This window comes from Frankia sp. R82 (assembly GCF_023716925.1).
Taxonomy (GTDB): domain Bacteria; phylum Actinomycetota; class Actinomycetes; order Frankiales; family Frankiaceae; genus Frankia.
Genome location: NZ_JAMQQG010000214.1, coordinates 13318 through 26478 on the forward strand (window position 1 = coordinate 13318; position 13161 = coordinate 26478).

Below are 13161 nucleotides of genomic sequence, written 5' to 3' on the forward strand. Positions count from 1 at the left end.
CCCCCCTGTAGGAGGTAGGCATGCGAGGAACGGTGAGCTTCGGTATCAAGACCAGCCAGATGGGCAACAGCTACCAGGAGATCCTGACGATCTGGCGCGAGGCGGACCGGCTGCCCGTCTTCGAACACGCCTGGCTGTGGGATCACCTGGTGCCACTGCGCGGTGACGTAACTGCCGATGCGCTGGAGGCTTGGACGCTGCTCGCGGCGCTGGCCGCCCAGACAGAACGGCTGCGCCTGGGGGTCATCGTCACCAGCAACCGGCTTCGCTCACCGACGCTTCTGGCGAAGATGGCCGCGACCGTCGACGTCATCGCCTGCGGCCGGCTCGATTTCGGCATCGGCGCCGGCGGGAGCCGGCTGGCCGCCGAGAGCCCCGCCGTGCGGGCGTTCGGAGTGAACCCCGCGGAACGTGAGTTCGAGGCCTACGGCGTGCCCCTGGTCTCGCCCGGTCAGGCCGTCCGTGACCTCGCCGAATCGTGCGTGATCATCCGTCGGATGTGGACCGAAGCCGATCCGTTCGACCATGACGGTCCGGCCATCCGGCTCAGAGGCGCGGTCTGCGCGCCCAAGCCGGTGCAGAAGCCCCGTCCCCCGATACTGATCGGTGGCTCGGGTGACGAGGTGCTGCGCATCGTCGCCGAACATGCCGACATCTGGAACTACCCCGGTCCGCCGTCGGAGGACTTTCGGCGGCGCGACGACGTCCTCAGGTCCCACTGCGCCGCGATCGGACGAGACCCGGACGAGATCACCCGTTCAATGCAGACGGTCATCCGCTGCGACGACCCGGCCGCGCCCGCCGCGGCTCGCGTCCTGCTGCTGGAAATGATCGATGCCGGCGTCACCCATATCGTTCTGGGCGCTGTGCTGGGTGGACGTCCAGTGAGCTGGCTCGTCGAGCACATCATCGATCCTGTCCTCGCCGAGGCCAAAGCCGGTTGAGCGACGCCACCAGTCGATCGAATCGCTTTGCGACAGGTTTCGGGCAGCCGGTCGCCTGGGTGTCGAGACCACCAGCCTCATGCCGCTGGTCTCGCGTCCAGGACGCGACGGTTAGGGCGTTGGACTGCATCTGAGCCAGATCACCGAAGCGGACGCGCTGCTGACGAACGATCCGCTGGCCCTGCTGATCGGGATGGTGCTGGACCAGTAGATCGGACAAACAAGGAACTTGCCCGCCGGAGTCATCATGAGGGCCGCGGTGATGTAACCGCCGTCTGCGCCGTGACTGGGCAGGCCGGCTCCGCACCATCCGGGTGCTAAGATCACTCCGGCGCGCGGGGCGCCTCCGGTCCGCGGACAGGGCTGAGCCCACCCGAGCAGTGATCGTGGCACGGCACGGCTGTCAGCTGCCTCCTTTCAGCCCGACGTAGCGGACCGCAGGCGGTGAAAGGAGGTCGCGTTGGCGACCGCCCGCCTCCCCGACGACCCGAACCTCGCCCAGCTACGGAAGCTGGCCAAGGACATCCGTGACCTGGCCCGGGCCGGTGAGCCGAGTGTCCTGGAGCTGGTCGGCGACCACCACCCGGACGGGCCGGGACCGGTGTCGCTCGCCGGGGCGCAGCTCGTCGTCGCCCGTCACCACGGGTTCCCGTCCTGGGCGGCGCTCAGGCGGCACGTCGAGACGATCGGGCTCTACCGCCGTGCCCCCGACGAAGTGAGCGCGGCTGACGACATCGTCGACGAGTTCCTCCTACTGGCCTGCCTGCGCTACGGCGCCGACGACATCCCGTCCCGCTGGGAGCGGGCGCGCCGGCTGGCCGCCGAGCATCCCGAGGCCGTCCGCTCCTCCGTGCACGCTGCCGCGGCGGCGGCCGACGCCGATGCCCTGGCCGCTCTGCTCGACGCCGCGCCGGGTTCGGCGACAGCGCTCGGTGGGCCCTACCACTGGGAACCGTTGCTGTATCTGACCTACGCCCGCCACGACCCGGAGGTCAGCGAGGCCGCGACGCTCAAGGCGGCTCGCCTGCTGCTCGCTGCCGGCGCCGACCCGAACGCCGGCTACCTCTGGCATGGGCTGATCCCGCCGTTCACCGCGCTGACCGGCGCGCTCGGCGGCGGCGAGGGCGGGGCGCCGCCCCACCCGCACGCCATTACCCTGGCCCGGGCGCTTCTGACGGCCGGCGCCGACGCCAACGACGGCCAGGCGCTCTACAACCGGCAGTTCTCCGCCGACGACACGCACGTGGAGCTGCTGCTCGCCCACGGGCTCGGCCGCGGCGACGGCGGCCCGTGGCGGACGCGGCTGGGCGACGCACAGGACTCGCCGGTCCAGCTCATGCGTGGCCAGCTGTGGTGGGCCGTCACCCACGACATGGCCGGCCGGGTCCACCTGCTCGCCGTGCACGGCACGGACATCGACGCCGCCTACGAGGCACCCGACGGCCGGCCGGCGTTCCTGCGCACCTCGCACGGCCGGACGCCGGCCGAGCTGGCCGCGATCTGCGGCTGCCCTGGCGCGCGTGACGCCCTGACAGCGGCCGGCGCGTCGCCGCCGGAGCTCACCGGTCCGGAGGCCCTGATCGCCGCCGTCCTCGCTGGCGATGTGCCGGGCGTCGACCGGCTGCGCCCGCACGCGGCCGAGGCGCGCCGGCGCCGGCCCGGCCTGGTGGTCTGGGCCGCCAGCCGGAAGGCCTGGGGGGCGATCCCGGTGCTGGTGAAGCTGGGATTCGATGTGAACGCCATGGCCCGCGTCGACATCCCGATGGAGCAGGCCTGGGAGACCGCGCTGCACAGCGCGGCCGGGGACGGCGAGGTGGATGGCGTCCGCCTGCTCCTCGACCTGGGCGCCGACCCCGACCTCCACGACGCGAGGTTCGATGCGACGCCCCTGGGCTGGGCCGAGCATTTCGGCCAGGCCGCGACGGCCGAGCTGCTCCGCCCGCTGACGAGCGGGTAATGTCTTTTCGTTCTGCGTTCCAACCTCCAGCTGCTCCTCCCACTTGGCAATCGGCCTGGATGGACGTTGTCGCTGCGCCGGAAGGCACTACGGCGTGGCGAAGAAATCCTTGAGCTGCTCAGCGACAACCTTCGGGTTGCCGTGCGGGTTGCGTTGCCGGTCGATGTTCCACGCAGCGGAGTGGTCGAGGCCGTCGAGTGTGACGCGGCGCGCGGACTGGATGACCCGCTCCAACTGGTCGAGGGACGTTCCGAGATACGTCGGGCTCTTGCTGCCGCCGAGAAGTAGCACCGGCTGGATCAAAGCCTTGAACGACGGGATCGAGCCGTCCATGGACCGCACGATCGCGAAGTCGTACTGGAAGGCGAGCGCCAGCTCCGCCATCGAGGCGTACCCGCCGGACCCTGACTTCGCCTCTTTTCTCATGATGGACTGGACGGCGAGCTTGACCAGCCAGTCTGGCGCGGCTCGCAGGAAAGCTGGCCCGAACTGCCCGACCTTCATTCCGGTCACCAGCATGCCGGCGAGGTCGGCTCTGGCGGCGTAGGAGTTGAAGCGCTCGACGCCCTTGCGCGAGACGCCGGCAGGGAAGATGGCCGGCTCGTAGACGGCGATCTTCTCGATGCTCGGTATGGCCAGCGCCGCCTTGAGCGTGATGTCGCCGCCGGAGCTGAGCCCGAACACGAGGCGGGCGCCGGTCGCCTGGAGCACGGCGTCGAGGTCGCGCACGTCGTCCTCGACCGTGTACTCGGCGGTGAACGGGTGGGGGCTGAGCCCCCTGCCCCGCCGGTCGGGGACGACGACGGTGAACGTGTCGGCGAGCGCCTGGGCGAGCTCGCGGTAGGTGTAGGCGGTGCCCATCGAGCCCTGGACAAGCACGAGGGCCGGGCCGGAGCCGAGTCGTTCGAATCCGATGCGGGTGCCGTCGGCAGACACGGCGTGTTCGATCATCGGTGCGGGGCTGGTCATCCGGTACTTCCGTTCCGCGATAGTTCCGTTTCGGTAGTACTACTATGGGGCGTCATGCAGCGACATCCAAATCGGCCCCCGTCGGCCCCGCAGGCCACCACTCGCGTGGCCGAGCTGCTCGCGGAGCTCATCGGCCAGGCGGTCCTGTTCAACGAGCTGGTCGCCAAGTCGCTCGGGATCCACGCCGTCGACCTGCAGGCGTTCGGTGTCATCGCCCGCCACGGCGGCCCGATCACACCCACCGAGGTCATGACGGCCACAGGACTGGCGGCGAGCAGCACCACTCGGGTGCTCGACCGCCTGGAGTCGGCCGGATTCATCGTCCGTAGCCTCGTGCCCGCGGATCGCCGCAAGATCGCCATTGAGGTCGTGGCCTCGAGAGCGGCAGAGGTCGCCGAACACTACACCGGCAAAATTGATCAGATTGAGCGGCTCAACGCCAAGCGCACCGACGCCGAAATCGCCGCGGTGCTGTCGTATCTCAGTGAGCTCGCGATGCCTGACGGCGGCGGGCCCTCGACGGGAGCGCCGGCCCGCACAACCAGACGGCCTTAGGGCCTTCGTCTCCGTGCACTCCACGGACGGGATCGTCGAAGAACGGACGGGATCGTCGAAGAGCTCAGCCCGAACCGCTGCAGGCTCGTCCTCGGCTCCTGGTCCAGCCTCGCCGCCACCGTCGGCCGCTTCGACGCCGGCATCGAGGTCCTCGGACTACCGAGCTCGCGGACGCCTTCGCGGCTCTGGCTCGCCGATACGCTCGCGCCGCCGAGATCGCCCGACCCGGCTGAACGACGCACCACATCGGCGGGCCGGCTGGTGCGGCGTGAGGAGGCATCCAGTCTCTGCCCACCTGTCCCGCCGCATCACTCTGGAGGGGCCTACGCGTCCCCGCATGGCCCTCCACCCGTCCGGCGACCCCGAGGCTGCCGCCCTCCGCACGCCCAACGCCTCTCCCGTTAAGGAAAACTGCGGTGACGGCCGCAGAGGTCTCCTCTACGCCGGCGCGCCCGCCGGAGGTGACGGGGAGCGCCGCCGCGATGATATTTTTGATCGGGGTGGCACTGAAATTGGCACATCGCGGAAGGCGGAGCGGCGGCGCTGTCTTCCGCGATGTGCATGGTCTCCGGCGTGGCTACCAGGCCACTGGGCCGTTGGCGTCGATGAAGGTTCCCGAATCTGCGTCGGCGGGAAGCATCGCGGCCGTGACCACGATCTGCGCCGCTTCGTCGGCGGTCAATGGCGCCTGCTGTCTGTTGATCGGTGTCAAATCAGTCCGAACGAAGCCGGGACACACTGACGTGACCTTGATCGGGGTACCCTTCAGGCTTTTCGCCAGTTCGACGGCGATGCTGTTCAGCGCGGCCTTCGAGCTTCGGTACGCCGGCAGGAGCATCGAGTAGTACGGCGAACGAGGGTTGTTCTGGTCTGTGAGTGATCCCATTGTGGACGAGACGTTGACGATCCGACCAGCGACGCTCTCGCGTAGCAGCGGCAGAAAGATCTCCGTCACCGTCACCGGCCCAAACGTATTGGTCTCGAACGTTTGACGGAAGATATTCGTGTCAGCGAACTCGTGCTCCATGATGTCCGTCGCCTCGGGCAAAATGCCCGCGTTGTTTACCAGCACGTCGAGTCGGCGGTAACGTTCCCGGATGATCTCGGCGGCGGCTCGTACACTTGCTGGGCTGGTCACATCGAGCTCGACCCAGTCTGCGGTGAGTCCCTCCTCGTCCAGGATATTGACGGACTTGCGTGCGGCTGCTTCGTCGCGCGCGCCGATAATGACGAGGGCACCAGACCGAGCCAGGGCCTTGGCCGCCGAAAATCCCAGGCCGCGGTTTCCGCCGGTGATGAGAGCAATTTTCGACATACTTCTGCGAGCTCCTTTCTATATGGTTCCCCCGAAGTGTGCCCGCTGTGACCGTGAAATTCTGGCGAGATTCCGACGTCACGTTCGCGGCTGCCCGGCGCCCGGAGATGTGGCGGTTGAGACACTCGCCGGCGGCCGCTGTCTCGTCGGTCGGACCAGGCGCCGTTGCCCTGGTGCCGTGGGACTGCATCTGAGCCAGATCGACGAGGCGGACGAGCTGCTGACGAACGACCCGCTCGCGTTGCTGATCGGGATGGTGCTGGACCCGTAAATCGGACAAACAAGGAACAGGTCGACGAGTGTCTCCAGACCCGCCGTAGATCGTGTACTTGCCGCGGCCAGAGCGTGCTCGGTGGGTGAGCGAGTTTCGACCGGTCGGTCCTGGTCGCGGTCCGTCAGGGCACGGTGATGACGGCCTTTCCGAGGGCGTGCCCGTGCTCGATGTGGCGGACGGCCTCGGCAGCGTCGGCCAGTGGATACGTGCGCCCGATGACCGGACGAAGACTGCCGTCGTCGACGAGCTCGCGGAGCGCGAGCAACTCCGACCGGTCCTTCTTGGTCGGGAGGATCCGGATCCGTTGCCCGACCACGCCGTTGACGAGCGCGCCGCGCAGCATCGTCCCCACCGCCCCGAACAGGTGGCCCGGCGAGCCGCCGTCGTTCAGGACGAGAATGCCGTCCGGGGTGAGCGCCCGCCGCAGCCGGGACAGGGGCGTGGATCCAGCGCTGTCGAGAATCACGGTGTAGGGGTCGCCGACGTCGGTGAAGTCCCGCGACGTGTAGTCGATGGCGTCGGCCGCGCCGAGCGAGCGCACAAGCTCGACTTTCTCGGGGCCGCATACTCCCGTCACATCGGCGCCGAGCGCCGCCGCGATCTGGATGGCGAAGGTTCCGATCCCGCCGCCGGCGCCGGTGACCAGCACCCGGCTGCCTGGTCCGACCTCACCGACGTCACGGATCCCGCGCAGCGCGGTCGTCGCCGCGAGCGGCAGCGCCGCCGCCTCCTCGAACGTCAGACCGGACGGCTTGGGTACCACGAGTCCGGCCGAGGCGAGGGCGAACTCGGCGAACGCCCCGTCGGCGAAGCCCAGCACCTCGTCGCCTGGCCGTATCGTCCGCACCTCCGCGCCGACGTCCACGACGGTCCCGGCCGCGTCGACGCCGGCCACCCGGGATCTCGGCCGGCGCAGCCCGGTGCCGCCCATGAGCCGCGCCACGTAGGGGTCACCGCGCACGACATGCCAGTCGTACGGGTTCACGGCCGCGGCGTGAACCCGGAGCAGCACCTCGTCGGGGCCCGGTCGCGGCACGTCGAGGTCGGCCAGCTGGAGCGTGTCCGGCGGCCCGTACCGCTCCTGGGCGATCGCCTTCATCGGAGCCCGCCCCACCGGGACATGGCCCGTTGGGTGCCCCGCGCAACCCTCGCGCGCCGCGAGCCCGCGGCCCGCTCGATCGTCGTCATGAGGTCGATCGTCGCGCCGCGCGGGCCGCGCCTCATCGGCCCCGAGGCTCGACCCGCGTCATCCTGGCGGCCAGGCGAACTCGTTCTTTCGGCCGAGGCGTCCCCCGCTGGGCGAGGTCAGGCTGCCGGGCACCCATCACCGTCGACGTCTGGGACGGCGGCGCGGACCGACCGGCTCGGAGCCGTGCGTGACGCGGCCGGTCGCGAACGCCCAGATCGCAATCTCCACCCGGTTTCGGGCGTCGATCTTGGTCATCAGGCTCGCGACGTGGGTCTTGACGGTGCTGAGTGAGATGTGGAGATCATCGGCGATCTCGCCGTTGGTGCGCCCGCGAGCCACGGTCAGCAGGATCTGCTCCTCGCGATCGGTGAGTGGGTCGAGCGGCTGCGCGGGTGGCGAGGCGGGCCCAGCGTTCGCGAAGGCGCCGAGAAGCCGCGCCGTGACGCTCGGCGCGATCAACGCGTCGCCGCTCGCGGCGGCGTGCACCGCCTGAGCGAGCAGCGTCGGCCCCGCGTCCTTGAGGAGAAACCCCCGAGCACCCGCCTGAAGCGCGGCGTAGACGTACTCGTCGAGGTCGAACGTGGTGATGACGACGACGGCGAGCGGATCCTCGACAGACGGTCCGGCCAGGGCACGAGTCGCCTCCACACCGTCGGTCCCGGGCATGCGGATGTCCAGCAGGCACACGTCAGGGCGCAGCCGCTGGGCGAGCGCGATGGCCTGTCGTCCGTCGGCCGCCTCGCCGACGACCTCGATCCCGGGTTGCGCGTCGAGGATCAGGCGGAGCCCGGTGCGGACGATCTCCTGATCGTCGGCGACGAGCACACGGACCGGATGATCGGTCACGCCACTGTGCCCGTCCGGGGCAGCATCGCGGTCACGAGCCAACCCCGCCGCGGGCCGGGCCCGGCCTCGCAGGTTCCGCCGAGCAGGCGTGCTCGCTCCCGCATGCCGAGGATTCCGTAACCTGGCGCGGCATCAGGGCGCGCCTCGTCCGCGGCGCCGTCGTCGAGCACCCGCAGCCATACCTCCCTGTCGTCGGCGGCGACGCGTACCTCGATGCGGGTGGCGCGCCGCGCGTGCCGGCGGGCGTTGGTGACCGACTCCTGGGCCAGCCGAAAGATCGCGGTGCTCACCAGGGGCGGGACGCCCGCGATGTCGCCGAGAACCTCCACTTCCACGGCTGGACCGCCCACGCCGGGACGGGCAAGACTGGCAAGGTCGGCGATGCCCGGCCCGCCGGTCCGGCCCTCGTGGCGCAGGAGGTGGACCATCCCGCGCATCTCGGCGAGCGTGCGGGACGCCTCGGCCGCGATCACGTGCAGCGCGTCGGTCGCCGCGCCCGGATGCGCATGCGCCGTCGCGAGGCCGGCCTGCGCGCGGACCGCGATCGCCGAGACGTGATGCGCCACCGTGTCGTGCAGGTCGCGCGCGAGCCGTTCCCGCTCCAGCAACGCGGCCTGGTCGAGCTCGCGCCGACGCGCTGCGGCCCGGAACCGCAACGCCGCGCCGATCGCCAGCGCCGCCGACAGCACGCCGAACCCAGCGGGAAGATCACCCAGGCCATCGCTGCCGACGAGCTGCGCGGACATGACGCCACCGGCCACGGCCACGGCTCCCACGGCGATGTCACCAGCGGTGCCCCACCGAGTCAGCGAGAACGGCACCAGCAGTGCCGCCGCCGTGACGTCCAGATCCGGAATGTGCGTTCCCGCCGCGAGGGAGCTGACGCCGATCGCGCCGAAGACCATCAGTGCCGTAAGCCTCGGCCGGGTCCGCCGCAGCAACAACGGCGGCATCAGACCGGCGGCGACGATGACGGTCAGGGCCCGGTCAGGTACCCCCGGCCGCAGGAGCCCTTCGAGGATGGCACCCGCGACGAGCAGACCCACGAGCGGCCCATCCCACCATCGCGGAGGCGGTGGTCGTGCCTCGTCCCACCCCGAAGGCGGACGGAAAGGCACCAGATCAGCATACGCAGCGCGAGATGGCCGCCACGCGAATCCGCGTGCCTCGTCGAGACGCAGAATCAGGATGCGGCCAGGGCCTCGACGCGGGCGGCGCCGGGATGCGCCGCGACATCATCGCCACCGTCATCGAGGCCGTGGTGCTGTCCAAGGCCGATAGACCGAAGAACCGTTTTGACCCGGATCGCGTCACCGTGATCTGGTGACGGTGGTACGTCGACAGTTGCGGTACCCGAAGGGCTGGCCGGTTGAGCCTGCCCAGGAGAAGGGCATCGACGTGGCGCTGGCTGTCGACTTCGTGCGCCTCGCCTGCGAGGACGCCTATGACGTCGGCATCCTGTTCAGTCGTGATACCGACCTGGTGCCTGCCCTGGAAGCGGTTCGCGGCCTCGAGTCCGGTGCTGTCCACGTCGAGGTCGCAAGCTGGGCTGGTGCGAGCCGGATTCGCTTCCCTGGCTCTCAGCTTCCGTGGTGCCACTACCTGGGCGCCGACGACTACGAGGCATGCCGCGACGACACTGAATTACACGTTGGTCTGACCGGGAGTGCGGGTGGATGGTCGGCGACGTCCCGTCAACGTGCGGTACAGCGACAGACCGGCCAGGAAGAGCGCGAGGACGGCGGGGCCGACGTGCACGGTGATAAACCCGATGTAGTAGGGGCCGCCCCACGCGTGTCGGTAGGTCTCCGGCCTGCCGGGGTGCTCGGCGGCGAGGATGTATCCGGCCCGTGCGACGAGGAAGGCGCCGGCCGCCAGGAGTAGTAGGCGGGCCGCCGCGCGCAGTAGTCGGGAGCCCCGGCCGTCGGCTGGCGGTCGCGCGGACCGGCGGGCGGCGGTCCGACCGGCCGCGATCAGGCCCGCCGCGACCAGCGCCGCGACGATCAGACCCGTCATGCCGGCTCAGGTCTGCGGCGCTGGATGCGCAGTCTGGCCACGGAGCCGGCTACCAGGGCTGATGGTGTCAGGACCGCAGCCAGTGCCAATGTCCGGAGCGGGGTGGTGGGGGCCCAGAGGATGTTGTCGGTCAGCCCTGCCCGCAAAGCCACGATTTCGATGGCGGCCGTCGCGAGTGCCCATGCGGCAACCTGGGTGAGGCGCGGCCTGGCCTGAAGACGGAGCCCGGCGGCGTGGCGCAGGACGTCGATGACGGCGACCAGGGTCAGGGGAGTGTCCTGGAGGAGCGCGGCGAACTCGTCGCCGTAGCGCGCTCGCCATTTCCTGGGATACAGGGCGAGAAGGATGCGTCTCATGCCTGGGCCAGCCGTGACTTTCCGGTCTGGACGACCCGGGACCAGGTCGCCAGCTGGGCGGCCAGGGCCGCTCTCCCTGCTGCCGTGATCTCGTAGGGGCGGCGGCGGTCGTCGCTTGGCAGCGCGGCGATCAGGCCGCGTTCGACCAGCTTGGTCAGGGAGCCGTACAGGGTGCCGGGACCGAGCCGGACTCCGGTCTGTTCCAGCACATCCGCGGTGATCGCGTAGCCGTGTTTGGCGCCGTCGCTCAGTGACAGCAGGATCAGAACTCCCGGCTCGCCGAAGCGGGCCAAGCCCTCGTCCCGGCCAAATCTCGCCATGCGATGCATCGTATGGCGTAGTAGTCGGCGCGGCAAGGCGCGAAGCTGCCCTGAAATCCCTGACTCACGGCGACCGCGGTGACTCCGCCCGGGCGCCGGCGATCGGGTGGAACGGGGCGCGACGACGTCGACCGCGCGGCGGCCGGGCCGGCGATGTGACGGCTGCGCCGGCCCGGCTACCGTGACTGGCGTGGGACTTCACCTGAGCCAGATCCCCGAGGTGGACGAACTGCTGACCAAGGACCCGTTGGCGCTCCTCATCGCCATGGTGCTGGACCAGCAAGTCAGACAAATAGGAACGACGGTGGACGATCCTTCTGGCCCCGCTACCAGCGATCGCGATGGAGCACCTGATCGCGAGGAATCCGCAGCGCGGGCCGAAAATCTGTACCCAGGGTGAAAGCAAGTGGTATGAACGCGGCCAGCATGACCTCGTCATACGGGACTCCCAGGATCTGCGCCATCTCTCGTTCCAGCGGCCCCTGGGCGGTTGTCCATACGGTCCCCAGCCCTCGGGACCGGGCGGCAAGCATGAAGCTCCACACGGCCGGAAGGATGGAACCCCAGGTCATCGACTGAGTCAGCGCTGAGGCACCGTCAGTGCGTCCCTCGACACACGGTACGACGATGGCGGGTACGCGATGAATATCGTCGTACAGGTGCTGAAAGCCGCTCGTTACCCGGGCCATCGACCGACGGTCAACGGACACCTGTTCCGGCCTGCCGTCGGTGGTGCCGTGGTCGGTCAGCAGCTGGCTCGCGCGGTGCGTCAGGTCGGCGCGGGCCCGATGTCGAGGCGGCAGGGCCGAGAGCATGCTCGTGAGCGCCTGCTCGATCCGGCCGAGTAGGAAGCGTTCATCGATCCCGGTGGGATCGGAACCGACGGAACGATGCGCTCGCGAAGGCCAGCCACTGTGTGTCCCAGCAGCGAGGAGGCGTGACCGGGTTGGATCCTGGCACTGACACAGAACGGACCGGGCTTGCCGACATGGTACAGCGCACGTGTGCGTGGTCCCATGACCACCAGATCGGTGTACTCCCCCGGGAAGATGCGCAGGGCCAGGGCGGCAGAATGATCCGGCGGCTCGACGACCGTCCCTTCGCCGTCGTGGATGGGAATCGTCGTGACGCTGATATCGGAGATCCACGGCCGCAGGGCACCTGATATCGGGATTCGACGCTCGTCGATGCGCACGCGCCTACCGTAACCGGCCGCGTACCGGAACGGGTCTGCCGAAACTTCCTATCGGCTATGGCGTCCGCCCGGACATCGTCATGGCCGTGATCCTGGTAACCGGTGCCACCGGCACCATAGGCGGCAAGGTACTCGACATCCTGGCGGCTCGCGGCCAGCGTGTCCGGGCTGTGACCCGTGATCCGAGAAAACTACCTACGCGTCCGGGAGTGGAGGCTGTCCGGGCCGATTTTGACGAACCCGCGTCGCTCCGGCAGGCGGTGGCCACGGTCCAGGCAATGTTCCTGCTCACCGTGCTGGCCTCTCCCACTCCGCGCCACGACCTGGCCGTGCTCGACGCGGCACGATCGGCCGGAGTGCGCAGGGTGGTGAAACTTTCCGCCATCGGCACTGGCGAGAAGATCGGCCCCGATGTGGTCGGGGCGTGGCATCTGATGGCCGAGCGAGCGGTGCGAGACAGCGGTATGGGGTGGACCGTGCTACGCCCATCCAGCTTCGCGTCGAACACCCTGCAATGGGTCGACGCGATCGGCAAGGGACAGCCCGTGCCCGATCTCACCGGAGCAGGCCGGCAGGGAGTCGTCGACCCCTACGATGTCGCCGCCGTCGCGGTCGAGGCCCTCCTGTCGCCAGCACACGTCGGCAAGATCTACACACTGACGGGACCAGGGCTGCTGACCGTGGCCGAACAGGCCGACTGTCTGTCGCGGGTGACGGGACGCCGGGTCGACACCGTCGCCGTGAGCCTCGAGCAGGCAGCCGATCAGATGCTCGCCGCCGGGATGGACAGGTCCACCGTCGAGGTGATCATTACCGGCTCCGCCTGGGCGCGCGCCGGCCACAACGCCGTCCTGACCGACGACGTGGCCGCGATCCTGAACCGTCCCGCCACCAGTTTCCAGAGCTGGGCCTACCGGCACCGCCGTGCCTTCGGCGCGTCATGACCCTGTTGTGTTCCGGGTGCTCTGGACGTCCCACGGACTGGGTCGTCGCCTGCACGATCGGATCGTGAGGAGAGCTCGCGGAGGGGCACGGAAGGAACGAGCGGAACGCCGAACTCGCAGGGGTCGATCAGTCCTCGACACGGGAGTCGGCTTTGTGCGTCCCTGCCTGCTGTGCCCGGCGCAGTCCCCGCAGGGCCGCCGCGGCGCCCGCAGCCAGACCCACGACGCCGCCGATGGCCCAGCCTCGGGTGGCTGCGACACCGACGAACGACCCGTTGGCG

At 69.6% G+C, this 13161-nt stretch carries 14 protein-coding genes and 5 pseudogenes; 9 read left to right on the forward strand and 10 right to left on the reverse strand.

Annotated features, from left to right (window positions below; translation table 11 throughout):
• The first annotated feature begins 20 nt into the window (after nt 1–20).
• Entirely contained in the window at nt 21–944 is a 924-nt protein-coding gene (locus tag ND747_RS17880) for an LLM class flavin-dependent oxidoreductase (protein ID WP_251734749.1), read from the forward strand.
• 460 nt (nt 945–1404) lie between these two features.
• Nucleotides 1405–2901: an ankyrin repeat domain-containing protein gene (locus ND747_RS17885; RefSeq protein WP_251734750.1), complete on the forward strand. Its 1497-nt coding sequence runs from the start codon at nt 1405–1407 to the stop codon at nt 2899–2901.
• 87 nt (nt 2902–2988) lie between these two features.
• Here the strand turns inward: ND747_RS17885 and ND747_RS17890 are convergent, their stop codons facing one another.
• Complete coding sequence (locus tag ND747_RS17890) at nt 2989–3870, reverse strand: alpha/beta fold hydrolase (protein WP_251734751.1); 882 nt, start codon at nt 3868–3870, stop codon at nt 2989–2991.
• 105 nt (nt 3871–3975) lie between these two features.
• On the opposite strand from ND747_RS17890, the gene ND747_RS17895 reads away from it, so the two are divergent.
• Together ND747_RS17895 and ND747_RS30165 are read left to right on the forward strand one after the other, a co-directional pair.
• Nucleotides 3976–4425, forward strand: a complete 450-nt coding sequence (locus ND747_RS17895; protein WP_251734752.1) for a MarR family winged helix-turn-helix transcriptional regulator — start codon at nt 3976–3978, stop codon at nt 4423–4425.
• A gap of 45 nt (nt 4426–4470) precedes the next feature.
• Nucleotides 4471–4658: pseudogene (locus ND747_RS30165) on the forward strand (transcriptional regulator); the annotation flags it as partial.
• Nucleotides 4659–5002: 344 nt separating this feature from the next.
• On the opposite strand, the gene ND747_RS17900 reads toward ND747_RS30165, so the two are convergent.
• Entirely contained in the window at nt 5003–5740 is a 738-nt protein-coding gene (locus tag ND747_RS17900) for an SDR family oxidoreductase (RefSeq protein WP_251734753.1), read from the reverse strand.
• Nucleotides 5741–5918: 178 nt separating this feature from the next.
• On the opposite strand from ND747_RS17900, the pseudogene ND747_RS17905 reads away from it, so the two are divergent.
• A pseudogene (locus ND747_RS17905) lies at nt 5919–6005 on the forward strand (Fe-S cluster assembly protein HesB); the annotation flags it as partial.
• A gap of 130 nt (nt 6006–6135) precedes the next feature.
• Here ND747_RS17905 and ND747_RS17910 read toward each other — a convergent pair.
• The 3 genes from ND747_RS17910 to ND747_RS17920 all read right to left on the reverse strand — a co-directional run bounded on the left by ND747_RS17910 (nt 6136) and on the right by ND747_RS17920 (nt 9095).
• Complete coding sequence (locus tag ND747_RS17910; RefSeq protein WP_251734754.1) at nt 6136–7113, reverse strand: NAD(P)-dependent alcohol dehydrogenase; 978 nt, start codon at nt 7111–7113, stop codon at nt 6136–6138.
• Between the two features lie 225 nt (nt 7114–7338).
• A complete protein-coding gene (locus ND747_RS17915) occupies nt 7339–8049 on the reverse strand; it encodes a response regulator transcription factor (RefSeq protein ID WP_251734755.1) in 711 nt (236 codons plus the stop codon).
• Nucleotides 8046–9095 (reverse strand): histidine kinase, encoded by a 1050-nt coding sequence (locus tag ND747_RS17920; RefSeq protein WP_251734756.1) that lies wholly within the window; start codon nt 9093–9095, stop codon nt 8046–8048. The genes ND747_RS17915 and ND747_RS17920 overlap by 4 nt, the downstream gene beginning before the upstream one ends.
• A gap of 95 nt (nt 9096–9190) precedes the next feature.
• On the opposite strand from ND747_RS17920, the gene ND747_RS17925 reads away from it, so the two are divergent.
• Nucleotides 9191–9376 carry a hypothetical protein gene (locus tag ND747_RS17925; RefSeq protein ID WP_251734757.1) on the forward strand — a complete coding sequence of 62 codons (186 nt, stop codon included), beginning with the start codon at nt 9191–9193 and terminating at the stop codon, nt 9374–9376.
• A gap of 92 nt (nt 9377–9468) precedes the next feature.
• Nucleotides 9469–9534 (forward strand): annotated as a pseudogene (locus ND747_RS29850) (NYN domain-containing protein); the annotation flags it as partial.
• Nucleotides 9535–9693: 159 nt separating this feature from the next.
• On the opposite strand, the gene ND747_RS17935 reads toward ND747_RS29850, so the two are convergent.
• From ND747_RS17935 to ND747_RS17945, 3 genes are read right to left on the reverse strand one after another with little or no spacing between them, the layout of a single operon-like run.
• Nucleotides 9694–10065: a hypothetical protein gene (locus ND747_RS17935; protein WP_251734758.1), complete on the reverse strand. Its 372-nt coding sequence runs from the start codon at nt 10063–10065 to the stop codon at nt 9694–9696.
• Nucleotides 10062–10421, reverse strand: coding sequence for a hypothetical protein (locus tag ND747_RS17940; RefSeq protein ID WP_251734759.1), 360 nt, complete (start codon nt 10419–10421; stop codon nt 10062–10064). Before ND747_RS17940 ends, ND747_RS17935 begins: the two co-directional genes overlap by 4 nt.
• Complete coding sequence (locus ND747_RS17945; RefSeq protein ID WP_251734760.1) at nt 10418–10741, reverse strand: PadR family transcriptional regulator; 324 nt, start codon at nt 10739–10741, stop codon at nt 10418–10420. The genes ND747_RS17940 and ND747_RS17945 overlap by 4 nt, the downstream gene beginning before the upstream one ends.
• A 190-nt stretch (nt 10742–10931) precedes the next feature.
• Between ND747_RS17945 and ND747_RS17950 the strand changes: the two are divergent.
• A pseudogene (locus ND747_RS17950) lies at nt 10932–11027 on the forward strand (Fe-S cluster assembly protein HesB); the annotation flags it as partial.
• Nucleotides 11028–11067: 40 nt separating this feature from the next.
• Here ND747_RS17950 and ND747_RS17955 read toward each other — a convergent pair.
• A pseudogene (locus ND747_RS17955) lies at nt 11068–11412 on the reverse strand (nitroreductase family protein); the annotation flags it as partial.
• A gap of 98 nt (nt 11413–11510) precedes the next feature.
• Nucleotides 11511–11936 (reverse strand): hypothetical protein, encoded by a 426-nt coding sequence (locus ND747_RS17960; protein WP_251734762.1) that lies wholly within the window; start codon nt 11934–11936, stop codon nt 11511–11513.
• A gap of 80 nt (nt 11937–12016) precedes the next feature.
• Between ND747_RS17960 and ND747_RS17965 the strand changes: the two genes are divergently transcribed.
• Nucleotides 12017–12880, forward strand: coding sequence for an NAD(P)H-binding protein (locus ND747_RS17965; protein ID WP_251734763.1), 864 nt, complete (start codon nt 12017–12019; stop codon nt 12878–12880).
• Nucleotides 12881–13161 lie beyond the last annotated feature (281 nt).

Excerpts from the sequence above, each read along its gene's own strand:
- ND747_RS17880 (WP_251734749.1), top strand. The coding sequence starts at position 21 with ATGCGAGGAACGGTGAGCTTCGGTATCAAGACCAGCCAGATGGGCAAC.
- ND747_RS17890 (WP_251734751.1), bottom strand. The coding sequence starts at position 3,870 with ATGACCAGCCCCGCACCGATGATCGAACACGCCGTGTCTGCCGACGGC.
- ND747_RS17900 (WP_251734753.1), bottom strand. The coding sequence starts at position 5,740 with ATGTCGAAAATTGCTCTCATCACCGGCGGAAACCGCGGCCTGGGATTT.
- ND747_RS17910 (WP_251734754.1), bottom strand. The coding sequence starts at position 7,113 with ATGAAGGCGATCGCCCAGGAGCGGTACGGGCCGCCGGACACGCTCCAG.
- ND747_RS17925 (WP_251734757.1), top strand. The coding sequence starts at position 9,191 with ATGGCCGCCACGCGAATCCGCGTGCCTCGTCGAGACGCAGAATCAGGA.
- ND747_RS17935 (WP_251734758.1), bottom strand. The coding sequence starts at position 10,065 with ATGACGGGTCTGATCGTCGCGGCGCTGGTCGCGGCGGGCCTGATCGCG.
- ND747_RS17940 (WP_251734759.1), bottom strand. The coding sequence starts at position 10,421 with ATGAGACGCATCCTTCTCGCCCTGTATCCCAGGAAATGGCGAGCGCGC.
- ND747_RS17945 (WP_251734760.1), bottom strand. The coding sequence starts at position 10,741 with ATGGCGAGATTTGGCCGGGACGAGGGCTTGGCCCGCTTCGGCGAGCCG.
- ND747_RS17965 (WP_251734763.1), top strand. The coding sequence starts at position 12,017 with ATGGCCGTGATCCTGGTAACCGGTGCCACCGGCACCATAGGCGGCAAG.